The organism is Brucella sp. IR068 (assembly GCF_049065885.1).
Lineage (GTDB): Bacteria > Pseudomonadota > Alphaproteobacteria > Rhizobiales > Rhizobiaceae > Brucella > Brucella intermedia.
Genome location: NZ_JBAKHE010000001.1, coordinates 84,510 through 101,094, shown reverse-complemented (window position 1 = coordinate 101,094; position 16,585 = coordinate 84,510). Strand labels below are relative to the sequence as shown.

The window sequence follows — 16,585 nt, the reverse complement described above, 5'->3', positions numbered from 1 at the left end:
TTCAGGCAGCGTATTTCGTTGCTGCGCTGCCCTGCTTGTTCCAGTCGGCATACCAGGTCTGGAACAGCTTCAACTGGGTTTCGCAATAGCCGCGCTGGCTATCGGACAGCTTGTCCGTCTCGTTGAAATGCAGTTCATATTCCGGATTGCCGGTCAGCACCATCATGTGCTTGTAGAAGAGAACGAGGTCCGGACCTTCATCGAAGGACGACAGCACGTCGAGTGCGGCTTCCAGTTCCAGCGCCAGCTTGCGCGCTTCGACGTCGCCGGTGGCTGCGGCCTTCGACAGGGCAACCAGATGCTGCACTTCCTTCGGCAGCACATTGCCGATGCCCGTGATTGCGCCGGTTGCACCGCAATTGACGAAACCATGGAAAACGCCGGTATCGACGCCGACCATCAGGGTCACATTGTCATCGGCGCTGGTGATGTTTTCAGCGGCGTAGCGCATGGCTTCCGCGCCGCCGAATTCCTTGAAGCCGATCAGGTTCGGATGTTCCGCACGCAGCGCGAAGAACAGGTCGGCGCGGGTGGCGAAACCATAGTAAGGGCTGTTGTAGATCACGGCAGGCAGATCGGGAGCAGCCGACAGGATCGCCTTGAAATGCGCCTTCTGCGCCGAGATGGACGAGCCGCGCGACAGAACACGCGGAATGACCATCAGGCCCTTCGCGCCAACCTTCTGCGCGTGGGCAGCATGGGCGGCGGCAATCTTGGTGTTGACCGCGCCGGTGCCGACGACGACCGGCACGCCGGCCTTGGCAAGCGCTTCAACGCCAGCCATGCGTTCCTCGTCCGAAAGAAGCGGCCAGTCACCCATGGAGCCGCAATAGACAACCGCAGACATGCCCTTCGCGATCAGTTCCTTGCCTTTGCGGACCAGCGCATCGAAATCCGGCGTGCGGTCGGGCTTGCAGGGGGTCATGAGGGCCGGAATGCAGCCGGAGAAAATGTTAGAAGTCATAGCGTCTTTCCTTGGCGTTTTCCTTGGGCGCTTTCGCGCGAGCTGAACCTACAATCGCTCTGTCGAACCTTGTATTGCAATCAAATATACACTTTGTATTTTTCTTGTCGACCAAAATTTTAAATGAGGATAGGATTGCTTGACCGGTGGAACTTAAACTGCTGTTAGAATGCGGTTGTGCCGCGCCAAATACACCGTAAGAAGGCAGAAAGATCATGGACAAAGACGACGCCAACCAGACAGCCGACCGGAAGAAGGGTTCAGGTGTCAAGCTGGTTTACGACGTGCTGCGCGACGAGATCATCGATCTTTCGCTCGCGCCGGGCAGTCCCATCGATGAAAACCAACTGGCAGAACGCTTTTCCATGTCGCGCACGCCGATCCGCGAGGCTTTGGTGCGGCTTGCAAGCGACGGCTTCGTGACCACGCTCCCCAATCGTTCGACTGTCGTGTCCAATATCGACTTCCTGAGCCTGCCCGCCTTTTTCGACGCGGTGACGCTGATGTACCGCGTCACGACGCGACTTGCAGCGCGCAACCGGACCGACAAGGATCTTGAGAATATCCGCGCGCATCAGGAAGCCTTTGCCCGCGCCGTCCGCTCGCAGAACGCACTGGAAATGATCGCGACCAACCGCGATTTTCATGCGGCCATTGCCGAAGCCGGACGCAATCCCTTCTACACCACGTTCTTTTCGCGGCTTCTCGACGAAGGGCGCAGGCTCTTGCGCCTTTATTACCAGTCCTTTGCGGACCGCCTGCCGGAGCGTTACGTCACCGAGCATGAGGACATGATCCGCGCCATCGAAGAGCGCGATGTCGACACCGCCGATCTGCTCGGCAAGGCGCATGGCGACCAGATCGTCTATCAGATCCGCAAGCTGATTGCGGAAGACCGCCGCGACCAGCTGGATCTATAGAGCATCCATCGTCATACGGCTTCGGGCAATCGCCGCGCTTCCATCACGCGGTCGCACCATCCGAGCACGGCCTTGCTGTCGGGTGCCAGAAGAACGCCGCAATCCCCGGCAAAGTCGTTCCAGCCCTCGACATAGGTTTCGCGCACCACGGTCAGCACCGGAATCTGGCGCGCATAGGCCGTTTCGATGATGGAGCGGAAACCATGCCCTTCCGTCTCGCCCTTGCCGAAACGGTTGAGGATCAGCATATCCGCGCCGTCATCGAGTTCCGTCTGAAGCGCGCCTGCCACATCGGCAAGGGCCGCCGGATCGAGGCGGCAACCCTTCGACCCGGAACCGAGCGCCTGCGAAATGATCTGCGTGACGCCGGTGCCGATATGCTCGATCTCGATATCGCGGCAGCATTCCTCGCCGCCGGTTTCACGGTGCTGCAGAAAGCCGGCCACGCGCAGGCCCGCCTGTCTTGCCCGATGCGCCGCACCTGCCAGAAGCTGGTCCACCGGCACATCCTTGGCGGCGAGGATGGCCGCAAGCGTCGGTTCGTTCCTCATGCCTCGGCTCCCTCGTTCGACAACAGATCGATGCCGGTAATCTCAGCGTCGGCTGCGAGGATCGCGATATATTGCGACACCGCCTTCGACCAGGTGGAGGCTTCCAGCCAGCCCGCAATCCGGTCGGCCACATAATCGAACGGCAGTTCCTCGCCTTCGATGCGGCGGTCAAGCCGCACAATATGAAAACCGAAGCGGCTTTCAATGGGATTGGCCGTGATTTCCCCTGCCGCCATGCGCTCCAGCGCCCTTTCAAATTCAGGCACCGTGCTGCCGCGCGTGAGCTGGCCCAGATTGCCGCCTTGCGCGCCCGAAGGGCAGGACGAATATTCATGCGCGACCGAGGCGAAAGTGGCAGGCTCGGCAATCACCGCCGAAGCCAGGCGGGCAGCGGTCGCGCGGGCCTTTTCGCGGGCCTGGCTGTCGGCGGGATCGGCGGCGATCAGGATATGGCTCGCCTCCAGAATGGGCGCACTGGTGAAGCGGTCGCGGTTGTTTTCGTAGAAGCGCAAGGCTTCCTCCCGCGTGGCGGAAGGCACTTCCACCTCCCGTTCGATCACCATGCGCACCAGCGCATCCTCGTCGGTTTCGCTGCGTCCCTCGGCGTCCTTCTCGCGTTCCGGCACGATGCCCGCCTCCCTCGCCCGCTGCAAAAGCAGTTCGCGGACCGCGAGCGCCCGGGCCGCGGCAAGCAGCGCCGCGCCGGGATTGTCCGACGGATGGTTCTGCGCCTCCGTCAGGATGTCGGTTTCGTTGATCGCCACGCCATTGACGGACACCGCATCGAAAACCGGGCGCGGCTTGGGCGGCACCCGCGTATCCGGCTCCTGATAGGTGGTATAGCCGGTCGGGTGATTGTGCTGCCCGGCAGCGGGTTGTTTCCGGTCGAAAAGCGTTACCATGAGCCTTACTCCGCAGGAACGCGCATATGCGAGGGCTGAGCCGTATGGTTGCGCTCACGCACGACCTGATAGCCCGGACGCCAGATATAGCGCACCGGTGCGCTCAGCATATGCACAAGGCGCGTGAACGGGAACAGCAGGAAGATCGTCAGCCCCAGGAAGATATGCATCTTGAAGACAAACGACGCATCGGTGATGTAGCTCGATGCAGCCGGGTTGAAGGTGAAGATGCCCTGCGCCCAGTTCATGAATGTCACCATTTCGCCGCCGTCGATATGTTGCAGCGAAACCGGAATGGTGCCGAGGCCCAGCAGAAGCTGCACCCACAACAGCATGATGATCAGCGTGTCGGTCGGCCTTGAAGATGCGCGCACGCGCGGATCGAACAGGCGGCGATGCACCAGCATGCTGGCGCCGATGATTGCCATAACCCCGGCAATGCCGCCCGCCACGACGGCGAGAATCTGCTTTGCCTCATGGCTGACGCCAAGCATGTCGAACACCCAGATGGGTGTCAGCAGGCCGACGAAATGACCGGCGAAGATGAACAGCACGCCGACGTGAAACAGGACCGAACCCCACATGAGCTGCCTGCGCCGCAAAAGCTGGCTCGAGCCCGAACGCCAGGTATAGGGCTCGCGGTCGTAACGGAAGATCGAGCCGAGCACGAGCACGCTCAGCGCGATATAGGGATAGATGCCGAAAAGAAACGTATGGAGGTAAGCCATTTTCCGTCTCCTATAGATGTGAAGGGTTGGACGGGGAGCCGGGCTTGCGCTGTGCCGCACGCATCTGCATGCGCAACCGGTCCGGGCCGCAGGCGTTTTCACCCGCATTGCCGCCGAACGTCACCGCTTCTTCTTCCCAGATGCGGTCGAGCGCGGCGAGGTCGTTCGGGTCGTCTTCTTCCTGCCGAAGCAATTCTCCGACGAGGCTCTGGTCCGGCTTGGCGTTGGCGACATGCAGGAGCGCCGCAAAGGCGTTGGCATAGGGCGACTGGCGCTTGCGCAGCCGCTCGCCGATGGCCGCCGTGATATGGCCGGTCTGGGTGAGAAGATCATGGATTTCCTCCGGCGAGCGCGTCGACAGGAACTCGAGAAACAGCGGCAGATAGTCCGGCAGTTCCCTGGCATCCACCACAAAGCCGTTGTCGTCATACATCTTCATCAGGTCGACCATGGCCTGGCCGCGATCGCGGCTTTCACCATGCACATGCTCGAAAAGATGCAGCGACAGCGACCGCGTGCGGTCGAAAAGATGCACATAGCGTTCCTGCGCCTCGTAGAGGTCGCAGTCGCAGACATAATCGACAAGACTGTCGAGAAGCCTGCGGATGCCGGGCGAAAGCCTTTCCCCGGCAAGCGCCTCTTTCAGCTCCTCTCCGCCCAGTTGCAGCTCGGGCGTGGGATAGGAAAGCAGCAGCGAAATGATTTTCAGGGTCCTGTTCATTACACCTGCTCCCTGAAAATATCGGTCGGCGTTTGGACCACTTTCTGGCGCTTGGCACCGAACAGATCTTCCGTCGACGTGCCGCCCGAGCAGCCATTGCCGAAGGTGAAGCCGCAGGAGCCGCGCACGTCATAGGCGTCCTCGGTGATTTCACGATGCGTCGTCGGGATGACGAAGCGGTCCTCGTAATTGGCAATCGCCATGATGTGGTACATTTCCTCGATCATCGCGCCGCTCATGCCGACGCGGTCGGCAATCGCCTCGTCGATGACGCCATCGACCGTCTTGGCGCGCATATAGGCGCGCATGGCGAGCATGCGTTCCAGCGCCGAGATGACCGGCTCTTCCTTGCCTGCGGTCAGGAGATTGGCGAGGTAGCGGACCGGGATGCGCATGGAGCGGACATCCGGCAGCGGGCCGTCCATGCCGAGCTTGCCGGCAGCCGCAGCCGATTGCAGCGGCGAAAGCGGCGGCACATACCAGACCATCGGCAGGGTGCGGTATTCGGGATGGAGCGGGAAGGCGATCTTCCAGTCCATCGCCATCTTGTAGACCGGCGAATGCCTGGCGGATTCCAGCCAGGCTTCCGGCACGCCGTCCTTGCGCGCCTGTTCGATCACGGCAGGATCGTTCGGATCGAGGAAGATGTTGAGCTGTTCCTGATAGAGGTCCTGTTCATTGGCCGTGGAAGCGGCCTCCGAAATACGGTCTGCATCATAGAGCATCACGCCCAGATAGCGGATGCGGCCGACACAGGTTTCCGAACAGACGGTCGGCTGGCCTGCTTCGATGCGCGGATAGCAGAAGATGCACTTCTCGGACTTGCCCGAGCTCCAGTTGTAATAAATCTTCTTGTAGGGGCAGCCGGAGACGCACATGCGCCAGCCGCGGCACTTTTCCTGATCGATCAGGACGATGCCGTCATCCTCGCGCTTGTAGATCGCGCCGGACGGGCAGGCCGCAACGCAGGTGGGGTTGAGGCAGTGCTCGCACAGGCGCGGCAGGTACATCATGAAGGTATTTTCGAACTGGCCGTAGATTTCCTTCTCGACGCCTTCGAAATTGTAGTCCTTCGAGCGCTTGGCGAACTCGCCGCCGAGAATTTCCTCCCAGTTCGGCCCCCATTCGATCTTTTCCATCCGCTCGCCGGAAATCAGCGAGCGCGGGCGGGCGGTCGGCATGGTCCTGCTTTCGCCTGCCGTCTGCAGATGGCCGTAATCGAAGTCGAACGGCTCGTAATAGTCGTCGATTTCCGGCAGGTCCGGATTGGCGAAAATCTTGGCGAGGATGCGCCATTTTGCGCCCATCTTCGGCTCGATCTTGCCGTTCTTCTTGCGGACCCAGCCGCCGTTCCACTTCTTCTGGTTTTCCCATTCCTTGGGAAAACCGATGCCGGGCTTGGTCTCAACGTTGTTGAACCAGGCATATTCCACGCCTTCACGGTTGGTCCAGACGTTCTTGCACGTCACCGAGCAGGTGTGGCAGCCGATGCACTTGTCGAGATTGAGCACCATTCCAATTTGCGCACGGATTTTCATTCTGCTGCCTCCTTCACGGCGGAGTTGCGGTTGCCTTCTTCAAGCGGCCCTTCCATCCAGTCCACATGGTCGAGCTTGCGCACGACCACGAACTCGTCGCGGTTGGCGCCGACGGTGCCGTAATAGTTGAAGCCATAGGATTGGTGGGCGTAGCCGCCGATCATATGCGTCGGCTTGGTGATGATGCGGGTGACGGAGTTGTGAATGCCGCCGCGCTGGCCGGTGAGCGGCGAGCCGGGCGTATTCACGATCTTCTCCTGCGCGTGATACATGAAGATGGTTCCATCCTTCATGCGCTGGGAGACGACCGCACGGGCCACGATGGCGCCGTTGGCGTTGTAGACTTCCACCCAGTCATTATCGACGATGCCGGCCTTTGCCGCATCCGGCTCCGAAATCCAGACAACCGGCCCGCCGCGATTGAGCGTCAGCATCAGGAGATTGTCCGTATAGGTGGAGTGGATGCCCCATTTCTGGTGCGGCGTGATGAAGTTCAGCACCAGATGCGGCTGGCCGTCCGCCTTTTCGCGGATTGCCGGATTGACCGTCTTGGTGTCGATGGGCGGACGATAGACGCAGAAGCCCTCGCCGAAGGCGCGCATCCACAGGTGATCCTGATAGAGCTGCTGACGGCCGGTCAGCGTGCGCCACGGGATCAGCTCATGCACATTGGTATAGCCCGCATTATAGCAGACATGCTCGGATTCGAGCCCCGACCATGTCGGCGAGGAGATGATCTTGCGCGGCTGCGCGACGATATCGCGATAGCGGATCTTCTCGTCTTCCTTGGGAAGAGCCAGATGGGTGTGGTCGCGGCCTGTGAACTTCGACAGCGCTTCCCATGCCTTGACCGCCACTTCGCCGTTGGTTTCCGGCGCAAGCGAGAGAATGACCTCGGTTGCGTCGACATCGGTATAGATGCGCGGACGCCCTTCGGTTGCGCCCGGCTCATGAACCCTGCCGTTCAGCTTGCCGAGAAGCTCGACCTCATGCTCGGTGTTCCACGAGATGCCCTTGCCGCCATTGCCAAGCTTGTCCAGAAGCGGCCCGACGGAGGTATAGCGCTTGTAGAGGTTCGGATAATCGCGCTCCACGACCACGACCGATGGCATGGTCTTGCCGGGGATCGGCTCGACTTCGCCCTTCTTCCAGTCGAGAACATCCTTGGGCTGCGCCAGTTCGCCCGCCGTGTCATGCAGGGTCGGCACCAGAACGATGTCCTTCTCGACGCCCAGCACTTCCGGCGCCACTTCCGAGAACTTCTTCGCGATGCCCTTGAAGATGTCCCAGTCGCTGCGTGCTTCCCATGCCGGGTCGGCGGCACTCGACAACGGATGGATGAAGGGATGCATGTCGGAGGTATTGAGGTCGTTCTTTTCGTACCAGGTGGCAGTCGGCAGAACGATATCGGAATAGACGCAGGTCGTGGACATGCGGAAATCGAGCGTGACCAGAAGGTCGAGCTTTCCTTCCGGCGCATTCTCATGCCACACGGCCTCGCGGCTTTCCTGCGCGCCTTCCTGTCCCAGATCCTTGCCAAGCAAGCCGTTGGACGTGCCGAGCAGGTGCTTCAGGAAATATTCATGCCCCTTGCCCGACGAACCGAGCAGGTTCGAGCGCCAGACGAACATGTTGCGCGGCCAGTTGGCCTCGTGGTCCGGGTCCTCGCAGGACATGGTGACAGTGCCGTTCTTCAAGGCATTCGCGATGAAGTCCTTCGGCTCCTTGCCCGCTGCGGCTGCCTCTCTGGCAAGCTCCAGCGGGTTGGTCTGGAGCTGCGGCGCGGAAGGCAGCCAGCCCATCCGTTCGGCGCGGATGTTGTAGTCGATCATCGTGCCTTCCCACGCCCCCTCGGGCGCGGTGGGCGAAAGGATGTCCTGCACCTTCACGGTCTCGTAGCGCCACTGGTCGGTATGCGCATAGAAGAACGAGGTGGAGTTCATGTGGCGCGGCGGACGGTTCCAGTCCAGCGCGAAGGCAAGCGCGGTCCAGCCGGTCTGCGGGCGCAGCTTTTCCTGTCCCACATAATGGCTCCAGCCGCCGCCCGACTGGCCGATGCAGCCGCACATCACCAGCATGTTGATGATGCCGCGATAGTTCATGTCCATGTGGTACCAGTGGTTGAGACCGGCACCGAGAATGACCATGGAACGGCCATTGGTCTTTTCGGCATTGGTTGCAAATTCGCGGGCGACGGCAATGATCTGGTCGCGCGGGACGCCCGTGATCTTCTCCGCCCAGGCCGGTGTATAGGGCAGGCCCTCGTCATAGGACCTGGCGGAGTTCTCGTCGCCAAGCCCGCGATCGAGGCCGTAATTGGCGGCGAACAGGTCGAACACGGTCGCGACCAGCACTTCGCCCTTCTTCAGCTTGAGCTTGCGGGCCGGGACCTTGCGCACCAGCACGCTGTCATGGTCGGTGCCTTCAAAATAATCGTGCTCGCGATTGCCGAAATAAGGGAACGCCACATCGGCGACGGCATCGTGCGCGCCCGCCGCAATGAAACTCTTGGCGAGTTCCACATCCTTACCCCGGCCATCCTTTTCTTCAAGGTTCCACTGGCCGTCATCGCCCCAGCGGAAGCCGATGGAGCCCTGCGGGGCAACATAGGTACCCGATCTCGTATCAAAGGCGACCGTCTTCCAGTCGGGATTGTTGGCCTCGCCCAGATCGTCCTTCAGGTCCGAGGCGCGCAGGAAGCGGTCCGGCACGTAGCGTCCGTCCTTCTTCGAGAGCATGACCAGCATCGGGAAGTCGGAATATTTGCGGCAATAATCCTCGAAATAGGGAACCTGCCGGTCGAGATGGTATTCGCGCAGGATCACATGGCCAAGCGCCATGGCAAGGGCGGCGTCGGTGCCCTGCTTCGGGTGCAGCCAGAGGTCGGCGAACTTTGCGGCTTCCGAATAGTCGGGCGAGACCACGACCGACTTGGTGCCCTTGTAGCGCACTTCCGTATAGAAATGCGCATCCGGCGTGCGGGTCTGCGGCACGTTGGAACCCCAGAGCATCAGGAAGCCCGCATTGTACCAGTCTGCCGATTCCGGCACGTCGGTCTGTTCGCCCCATGTCATGGGTGACGCGGGCGGCAGGTCGCAATACCAGTCATAGAACGACATGCAGACGCCGCCGAGCAGCGACAGGTAACGCGAACCCGCCGCATAGGACACCATCGACATGGCCGGGATCGGCGAGAAGCCGATCACGCGGTCCGGGCCGTATGTCTTGGCCGTATAGGCATTGGCGGCTGCGATGATCTCGTTGACTTCTTCCCACGTGGCGCGAACGAAGCCGCCGAGACCGCGCACCTTCATATAGTCGGCGCGCTTGGCCGGGTCCTGCTGGATCGCAGCCCAAGCTCCGACCGGCGTTTTCAGCGCACGTTCCTTGCGCCACAGTTTCAGGAGGCGCGAGCGGATCAGCGGATATTTCACGCGGTTGGCCGAATAGACATACCAGCTATAGCTTGCCCCGCGCGAACAGCCGCGCGGTTCGTGGTTCGGAAGATCGGCGCGGGTGCGCGGATAGTCCGTCTGCTGGGTTTCCCAGGTGATGATGCCGCCCTTGACGTAGACCTTCCACGAGCAGGAGCCGGTGCAGTTCACGCCATGGGTGGAGCGCACGATCTTGTCGTGCTGCCAGCGCTTGCGATAGGCGTCTTCCCAGTCACGGTTTTCGTTGGTGGTGACGCCATGGCCCTCCGAGAAGGTGCCGACATTCTTGCGCGCAAGAAAGTTCAGGCGATCGAGGAGTAGACTCATGATTTTATCCTCATTTTGGTTCGTTAGGCGGCAGCAGCGGCTGGCTTGCTGCGGTGCTCCACGTCGTAGAGCAGCCCGCCTTTTCGGGTGTAGACGCCCCAGGTGATGACGAGGCATGTCACGTAGAAGATCAGGAAGGCCCAGAGTGCGGCTTCCGGCCCGCCGGTCATGCTGATCGAGGTGCCGTAGCCCTTCGGAATGAAGAAGGCGCCGAAGGCAGCGATGGCCGAGGTGAAGCCGGTGATGGCCGCGGATTCCTTGTCCGCTTCGTGGCGGCGTTCTTCCGCGGTGGCCTTGGGCATGAGCCTGTCCATTTCCTTCGACATGATCGCCGGGATCATCTGGAAGGTGGAGGCGTTGCCGATGCCGGTTGCGAAGAACAGCAGGATGAAGGAAGCGAAGAAGCCCCAGAACGCGTTCGGCTGATCCTTGATGCCGACGAAGTAGAGCACGCCCGCCACGCCGATCATCATCAGCACGAATGCCCAGATGGTGACGCGCCCACCGCCGTATTTATCGGCAAGCCAGCCCGAACCCGACCGCGACAGCGCGCCGACGAGAGGCCCGAGAAAGGCGAACTGAAGCGCATTGACTTCCGGGAAGAGGATGTTGGTCAAAAGCGGGAAGCCTGCCGAATAGCCGATGAACGAGCCGAAGGTTCCCGTATAGAGCCAGCACATGATCCAGTTGTGCCTGCGGCGGAAGATGACGGCCTGATCGGCAAACGAAGCCTTGGCCGATGCGATGTCGTTCATGCCGAACCAGTTGGCGAAGGCCGTGATGATGATGAACGGCACGAAGAAGAACCCGGCATTCTGCAGCCACAGCGGTGCGCTGCCCGCTTCGGTCGCGACCATTGCCGGATCGCCGCCGAGCTTGCCGAAGATACCGGCGGTGATGACCAGCGGCACCACGAACTGCACGACGCTGACGCCGAGATTGCCGAGGCCCGCATTGAGCGCTGCCGCATTGCCCTTCTCGTGCTTGGGGAAGAAGAACGAGATGTTGGACATGGAGGAGGCAAAGTTGCCGCCACCAAAGCCGCAGCAGAGCGCCAGCAGAAGGAAGATGAAATAAGGCGTGTTCGGGTTCTGCACCGCATAGCCGATGCCGATGGCCGGAATGACCAGCGACCAGGTGGTCAGTGTGGTCCACAGGCGACCGCCGAAGATCGGCACCATGAAGGAATAGAAAATGCGGAAGGTCGCGCCCGAAATGCCGGGGAGCGCTGCCAGCCAGAAGAGCTGGTCGGTCGTGAACTGGTAGCCCACCAGCGGCAGCTTCGCCACCACCACGGACCAGACCTGCCAGATGGCGAAGGACAGCAGAAGCGCGGGGATCGAAAGCCACAGGTTGCGCCTGGCGATCTTCCTTCCCTTCTGCTCCCAGAAGGCAGGATCGTCCGGACGCCAGTCGGTGAGGACGGAATCGCCTTTTGCCGGCTTGATTTCGGCCTTCTTCAGGCCCTGCAATTCGGCGAAGGCCGGAAGTTCTTCCGTGGCCGCGCCTTGCGAGGCGCGTTCCATCTGGCGGATCGAGACATGCATCCATGTGAACGACACGGCGACGATGACGAAAAGCAGCATGAAGCAGCTTGTCCAGAGGCCGGTCTGATCGAGGAGCACGCCGAACAGGATCGGCAGGATGAAGCCGCCAAGGCCGCCGATCATGCCCACGAGGCCGCCGACAGAGCCGACATTGCCCGGATAATAGACCGGAATGTGCTTGAAGACCGCAGCCTTGCCGAGCGCCATGAAGAAGCCGAGGATGAAGACGGTGATGGTGAAGCCGATCACGCCCATTTCGGCATGGAAGGCCAACGGGCCGTTATCGCTCTGGATGACGTAATCCGTCGGCGGATAGGACAGCACGAAGGTTGCGACCAGCGAGACGGCGAAGGTCCAGTACATGACCCGGCGCGCGCCATAGACATCCGAAAGATGCCCGCCATAGGCGCGGAACAGGCTGGCCGGGACGGAGAAGAACGCCGCGATGATGCCTGCCAGGCGAATATCGACGCCATAGACATGGATCAGATATTGCGGCAGCCACAGCGCGAGTGCCACGAAGGCGCCGAAGACGAAGAAATAGTAGAGCGAGAAACGCCAGACCTGCACATTCTTCAGCGGTTCCAGCTCCATCAGCGTGCTGGTGGGCTTTATGCCCTTGAGACGGCGCTCGACCAGAACCGGATCGTCGCTCGTGGTGAAATAGAAGATGAGCGCCATGACGACCATCGCCGCCGCCCAGACTTCCGCGACCGCGTGCCAGCCAAACGCAACCATGACCATCGGCGCGAAGAACTTCGTCACCGCCGAGCCCACATTGCCCGCGCCGAAAATGCCCAGCGCGACGCCCTGCTTTTCCGGCGGATACCAGCGCGACACATAGGCGACGCCGACCGAGAACGACCCGCCCGCCACGCCGACGCCAAGCGCTGCAACCAGCATCTGCGGATAGGTGGTGGCGTAGGTCAGAAGCCAGGTGGCGACCGCCGAGACCAGCATTGTGAGCGTGAAGATGGCGCGGCCGCCATAGCGGTCCGCCCAGATGCCGAGGATGACGCGGATCAGCGATCCGGTCAGGATGGGCGTGCCGACCAGCAGGCCGAACTGCGTTTCGCTCAGTCCAAGCTCGGACCGGATTTCAATGCCGATGATTGCGAAGATGGTCCAGACCGCGAAACAGACTGTAAAAGCGGTCGTACTCATCGCTAGCGCCGTTGTCTGCGCCCTGGGATTTTCCCCTGCGACATGTTGCATAGGCGTACTCCGAATTGAATACCATTGGGAGGTTTCGTATGCACTTATGCGTCGACTGCGAGATGAATACATTGATTAAGATCAATATCTTTAGACTATTCAAGTTGAATTTTAGTTCTTGGTGACTTAAGGACAATAATAAACCGAGTTTGGCCCAAGTATTGATTAATGCATATTGCACGATTGATATTTATCAATTATATTAGCGGGCAATAACTTGCCCCCTGAAGTGAGGATCGATGCGGAGAGAAGAAATCGACGCGCTGAGAAATCTGCCGCTTTTCGCGGACATGGCCGACGCCACGTTCGAGCGGCTGGTGCGCCCGAGTTTCGTGCAGTCGTTTCCGCCCCGCACGACCCTGATCAGGGAGGACGAGCCTGCGGATTTCCTGTTCGTGATCCTGGACGGGCTTGTGCTGATGTCGGCGAAATCGGACGATGGCGAGACCGCGCTGGAGATACTGCGCGCCGAAGACATCTTCATCCTCGCAGCCGTGCTGAACGATGATGTGTGCCTGCAAACCGCGCAGACGCTGACCCCCACCCGCGTGCTGATGGTGCCTTCCAGCCTGGTGCGCGACCTGATGAGCGAGGATGTCGGCTTCATGCGCGCCATCGTTTTTGAAACCGCGCGCGCCTATCGCCGTCTGGTGAAGGAACTGAAGGCGCAGAAGCTGCGCAGCAGCGTACAGCGCCTCGCCAACTGGATCGTCAAGGAATCGCTTTTGAACGACGGCGCCGACGTGGTGATGATTCCTTACGAAAAACGCACGCTCGCCGCCTATCTCGGCATGACGCCGGAGAACCTGTCACGCAATTTCGCGACACTCGGTTCGCATGGCGTCACGGTGCAGGCCTCGGCGATCAAGATCACCAACAAGAACAAGCTGCTGCAATTTGCGGCCCCCTCCCACCTGATCGACAGGCAGGAACCGGCGCGCGCATTCGACAGAATTTGAGATCAGCAGCCTTCATCTTCCTGTCAAACAGAACGACTATCCGGTGACTTTCTCGATCGAACGGGCCGCCGTCATGAAAGCACCTCTTGCTGCACTGTTTCTCGCCCTTGCAACCAGCGCCGTTGCGCATGAAATGCCCAAGCCCGAACTGATCGGCGCTTTCACCCTGCCCACCGGCCTGAAAATCGGCGGCGTCGAATTCGGCGGAATATCCGGCCTCGACTACGACCCGCGTGCAGATGTCTATTACGCCATATCCGACGACCGTTCGGAAAACGCGCCAGCGCGCTTTTACAAGCTCAAGCTCGCCATCGACGGTTCCGGCATGCAGAGCCTCGATATTCTGGAAACGGTTACGCTTCTGGACAAGGCGGGCAAACCATTTGCACTGAAGGACGTGGACCCGGAAAGCATCCGCTTCAATACGGCCACCGGCACCATCTACTGGTCGAGCGAAGGCGACAGGAATGGCAGACCGTTTGTCGGCGAAGCAAAGACCGATGGCAGCTTCATCCGCGAATTTGCCTTGCCGGAAGCTTACATTCCCGACGAGGGCAGGACACGCGGCATCCGCAACAATCTTTCCTTTGAAAGCCTGACGATCACACCTGACGGCAAGACGCTTCTGGCCGGTACTGAAAACGCGCTGGTACAGGACGGGGACAAGGCGACGCTCGACCATGGCAGCCGCTCGCGCATCATCGCCTTCGATCTCGCATCAGGCAATGTGACGGCGCAATATGCCTATGACACCGGCCCGATCTTCACCAAGGCGACTGAGCCGCCCTTCTGGAACGATAACGGCATGTCGGAATTCGTTGCCGATGGAAACGATCTCCTCACCGTCGAGCGCTCCTTCGCCATGGGCGTGGGCAACCGGATCACGCTCTATCGCGCATCCTTCGATGGCGCCAGCAATGTGAAAGACGTTCCGTCGCTCGCCAGCGAGCCGGTAACGCCGCTGTCAAAGCAGCTCCTCCTCCAGCTCGACGAAGGCGATTTCGGCCTCGACATCGACAATATCGAGGCCGTCACCTTCGGGCCGGTGGTGGACGGGAAGAGGACGCTGGTCCTCGCTTCCGACAACAATTTCAGCCACGGACAGGTTTCGCAGTTCATCGCCCTGAAGCTGCCCTGAAGCGACATGACCGGCCACAGCATTTCCAGCTGAAGTGTGGCGCGGTTTTGCGCAGGATGTTCAGGTCCAGAAATAGCGCACGGTGTGGAAGAAGACCGGGGCTGAAAAGACGAGGCTGTCGGCCCGGTCGAGCATGCCGCCATGCCCTTCGATCATGTGGCCCCAGTCCTTCACGCCGCGATCGCGCTTGATGGCGGAGGCGACAAGCCCGCCGAAGAAGCCCATGATGCAGGATGCGGCCGCAAGCGCGCCCGCCTGGAGCGGCGAAAACGGCGTCAGCCAGGCAAGCCCCGCACCCAGAAGCGATGCCGCCGCAACCCCGCCGACAAAGCCTTCCCAGGTCTTTGACGGCGATATGCTGGGCGCGATGCGATGTTTGCCGAACAGCTTGCCGAAAATATATTGCAGCACATCGCTGCCCTGCACGGTGGCCACCAGAAACGCGATCAGCAGCAGTTTCTTGCCGTCGAACCCGGGAATATCCAGCGTCATCAAGGCCGGTACATGGCTGATGCAATAGACCGACAGCATGATGCCCCATTGCTGCTCGCTGATGCGTTCCAGAAAGCGCGACGTGTCGCCGGAAAGCGCCGTCAGCACCGGCATTGCGAGGAAGCAATAGACCGGGATGAAGATGGAATAGAGCCCGTACCAGTCGATCCAGATCAGGTAATATTGCACTGGAATGACCAGCAGGAACATGCCGAGCAGCACGCGGTGGTCGGCGCGCCTTGTCTGGGTCAGCGTCGCATATTCGCGGAGGGCCGCGAACGAGATCATCGCGAACAGCACGATCACGCCACCCTTCCCGAACAGGAAAGCGACGCACATGGCGCCAACCATGATCCACCATGCCTTGATGCGGGCATTGAGATTGACCAGCGTGGATGAAAGCGGCTTCGGCGCGCGCCATGAAAGAACACCGGCCACGGCGCTTGCCGTTATCAGAACGCCCATGAGGCCAAGGAATAATCGGGTTGTTTCGCTCATGGCTGTTTACCGTTACGGGGCTGTATATCGAGAAGGCTCTGGCGGGCGCGGGCGAGAAATTCCTTGCGGTCCTCACCCTCGCGAAGCTGGACCGGCGCGCCGAAAACGACACGGCACAGAAGCGGCACCGGCAGCATCGCGCCCTTGGGCAGCACGCGCGACATGTTTTCGATCCAGCATGGCACCAGTTCGACATCGGGGCGCGCCAGCGCCAGATTGTAGATGCCGGAGCGAAAGCGCAGCAGCGCCTCGTCTGTCATGTTGCGCGTGCCTTCGGGAAAGATGATGAGCGAATAGCCGTCGGCCAGCGCCTTCAGCATCACTTCCATCGGGTCCTGCGTGCGTTCCACCCAGTTGCGTTCCACAAGCACGGTGCGCAACAGAACTTCCGCCATGAACTGGCGCACGCGGTTGCCCCGCCAGTAATCCGCGCCGGCGACGGCACGGGTGCGCGCGCGTTCTTCCTGGTCGAGACAGGAAGAGAGCAGGATGAAATCGCCATGACTTGTGTGATTGGCAAAATAGATGCGCTGGTTGCGCGACGGGCCAGTGCCGCTCCAGATCGGCCGCACGCCGGTAATCCCCCGCGACAGGATTGCCAGAAACGAACCGAAAATCGATTGCACCTGATGCCGGATCAGTTCCCGCATG

Annotated in this window: 13 protein-coding genes; 3 read left to right on the top strand and 10 right to left on the bottom strand. The window is 60.7% G+C overall.

Annotated elements, in window-relative coordinates; all coding sequences use genetic code 11:
* Position 1: 1 nt before the first annotated feature.
* Complete coding sequence (locus ACOWVS_RS00455; protein ID WP_006468364.1) at positions 2 to 964, bottom strand: dihydrodipicolinate synthase family protein; 963 nt, start codon at positions 962 to 964, stop codon at positions 2 to 4.
* 215 nt (positions 965 to 1,179) lie between these two features.
* Here ACOWVS_RS00455 and ACOWVS_RS00450 point away from each other — a divergent pair, with 215 nt between their 5' ends.
* Positions 1,180 to 1,884, top strand: coding sequence for a GntR family transcriptional regulator (locus tag ACOWVS_RS00450; protein ID WP_006468363.1), 705 nt, complete (start codon positions 1,180 to 1,182; stop codon positions 1,882 to 1,884).
* A gap of 11 nt (positions 1,885 to 1,895) precedes the next feature.
* Here ACOWVS_RS00450 and ACOWVS_RS00445 read toward each other — a convergent pair whose 3' ends face one another.
* Genes ACOWVS_RS00445 through ACOWVS_RS00415 form a run of 7 tightly spaced genes read right to left on the bottom strand, consistent with a single transcriptional unit; the run spans position 1,896 to position 12,847 of the window.
* On the bottom strand, positions 1,896 to 2,435 hold the full coding sequence (locus ACOWVS_RS00445) for a DUF2478 domain-containing protein (protein ID WP_006468362.1): 540 nt from the start codon (positions 2,433 to 2,435) through the stop codon (positions 1,896 to 1,898).
* Positions 2,432 to 3,337, bottom strand: coding sequence for a peptidylprolyl isomerase (locus ACOWVS_RS00440; RefSeq protein ID WP_075041575.1), 906 nt, complete (start codon positions 3,335 to 3,337; stop codon positions 2,432 to 2,434). Before ACOWVS_RS00440 ends, ACOWVS_RS00445 begins: the two co-directional genes overlap by 4 nt.
* Positions 3,338 to 3,342: 5 nt before the next feature.
* Positions 3,343 to 4,065, bottom strand: coding sequence for a respiratory nitrate reductase subunit gamma (narI, locus tag ACOWVS_RS00435; protein ID WP_006472081.1), 723 nt, complete (start codon positions 4,063 to 4,065; stop codon positions 3,343 to 3,345).
* Between the two features lie 10 nt (positions 4,066 to 4,075).
* On the bottom strand, positions 4,076 to 4,786 hold the full coding sequence (gene narJ, locus ACOWVS_RS00430) for a nitrate reductase molybdenum cofactor assembly chaperone (protein WP_006468359.1): 711 nt from the start codon (positions 4,784 to 4,786) through the stop codon (positions 4,076 to 4,078).
* Positions 4,786 to 6,324, bottom strand: a complete 1,539-nt coding sequence (gene narH / locus ACOWVS_RS00425; protein ID WP_006468358.1) for a nitrate reductase subunit beta — start codon at positions 6,322 to 6,324, stop codon at positions 4,786 to 4,788. Before narH ends, narJ begins: the two co-directional genes overlap by 1 nt.
* Positions 6,321 to 10,085: a nitrate reductase subunit alpha gene (locus tag ACOWVS_RS00420; RefSeq protein WP_006472080.1), complete on the bottom strand. Its 3,765-nt coding sequence runs from the start codon at positions 10,083 to 10,085 to the stop codon at positions 6,321 to 6,323. Before ACOWVS_RS00420 ends, narH begins: the two co-directional genes overlap by 4 nt.
* A 23-nt stretch (positions 10,086 to 10,108) precedes the next feature.
* A complete protein-coding gene (locus tag ACOWVS_RS00415) occupies positions 10,109 to 12,847 on the bottom strand; it encodes a nitrate/nitrite transporter (RefSeq protein WP_025092112.1) in 2,739 nt (912 codons plus the stop codon).
* 239 nt (positions 12,848 to 13,086) lie between these two features.
* Here ACOWVS_RS00415 and ACOWVS_RS00410 point away from each other — a divergent pair, with 239 nt between their 5' ends.
* The gene (locus ACOWVS_RS00410; RefSeq protein WP_006468355.1) at positions 13,087 to 13,806 is read left to right on the top strand and encodes a cyclic nucleotide-binding domain-containing protein; all 720 of its coding nucleotides are present in this window, start codon (positions 13,087 to 13,089) and stop codon (positions 13,804 to 13,806) included.
* Positions 13,807 to 13,879: 73 nt separating this feature from the next.
* A complete protein-coding gene (locus tag ACOWVS_RS00405) occupies positions 13,880 to 14,944 on the top strand; it encodes an esterase-like activity of phytase family protein (RefSeq protein WP_025092113.1) in 1,065 nt (354 codons plus the stop codon).
* A 60-nt stretch (positions 14,945 to 15,004) separates the two neighbouring features.
* On the opposite strand, the gene ACOWVS_RS00400 is transcribed toward ACOWVS_RS00405, so the two are convergent.
* Both ACOWVS_RS00400 and ACOWVS_RS00395 read right to left on the bottom strand, forming a co-directional pair.
* Complete coding sequence (locus ACOWVS_RS00400) at positions 15,005 to 15,934, bottom strand: phosphatidate cytidylyltransferase (RefSeq protein ID WP_006468353.1); 930 nt, start codon at positions 15,932 to 15,934, stop codon at positions 15,005 to 15,007.
* Positions 15,931 to 16,584, bottom strand: a complete 654-nt coding sequence (locus ACOWVS_RS00395; RefSeq protein ID WP_006468352.1) for a lysophospholipid acyltransferase family protein — start codon at positions 16,582 to 16,584, stop codon at positions 15,931 to 15,933. Before ACOWVS_RS00395 ends, ACOWVS_RS00400 begins: the two co-directional genes overlap by 4 nt.
* Between the last annotated feature and the right edge of the window lies 1 nt (position 16,585).

Excerpts from the sequence above, each read along its gene's own strand:
- ACOWVS_RS00440 (WP_075041575.1), bottom strand. The coding sequence starts at position 3,337 with ATGGTAACGCTTTTCGACCGGAAACAACCCGCTGCCGGGCAGCACAAT.
- ACOWVS_RS00395 (WP_006468352.1), bottom strand. The coding sequence starts at position 16,584 with ATGCGGGAACTGATCCGGCATCAGGTGCAATCGATTTTCGGTTCGTTT.
- ACOWVS_RS00450 (WP_006468363.1), top strand. The coding sequence starts at position 1,180 with ATGGACAAAGACGACGCCAACCAGACAGCCGACCGGAAGAAGGGTTCA.
- ACOWVS_RS00445 (WP_006468362.1), bottom strand. The coding sequence starts at position 2,435 with ATGAGGAACGAACCGACGCTTGCGGCCATCCTCGCCGCCAAGGATGTG.
- ACOWVS_RS00410 (WP_006468355.1), top strand. The coding sequence starts at position 13,087 with ATGCGGAGAGAAGAAATCGACGCGCTGAGAAATCTGCCGCTTTTCGCG.
- ACOWVS_RS00420 (WP_006472080.1), bottom strand. The coding sequence starts at position 10,085 with ATGAGTCTACTCCTCGATCGCCTGAACTTTCTTGCGCGCAAGAATGTC.
- ACOWVS_RS00455 (WP_006468364.1), bottom strand. The coding sequence starts at position 964 with ATGACTTCTAACATTTTCTCCGGCTGCATTCCGGCCCTCATGACCCCC.
- narJ (WP_006468359.1), bottom strand. The coding sequence starts at position 4,786 with ATGAACAGGACCCTGAAAATCATTTCGCTGCTGCTTTCCTATCCCACG.
- ACOWVS_RS00415 (WP_025092112.1), bottom strand. The coding sequence starts at position 12,847 with ATGCAACATGTCGCAGGGGAAAATCCCAGGGCGCAGACAACGGCGCTA.
- narI (WP_006472081.1), bottom strand. The coding sequence starts at position 4,065 with ATGGCTTACCTCCATACGTTTCTTTTCGGCATCTATCCCTATATCGCG.
- ACOWVS_RS00405 (WP_025092113.1), top strand. The coding sequence starts at position 13,880 with ATGAAAGCACCTCTTGCTGCACTGTTTCTCGCCCTTGCAACCAGCGCC.
- narH (WP_006468358.1), bottom strand. The coding sequence starts at position 6,324 with ATGAAAATCCGTGCGCAAATTGGAATGGTGCTCAATCTCGACAAGTGC.
- ACOWVS_RS00400 (WP_006468353.1), bottom strand. The coding sequence starts at position 15,934 with ATGAGCGAAACAACCCGATTATTCCTTGGCCTCATGGGCGTTCTGATA.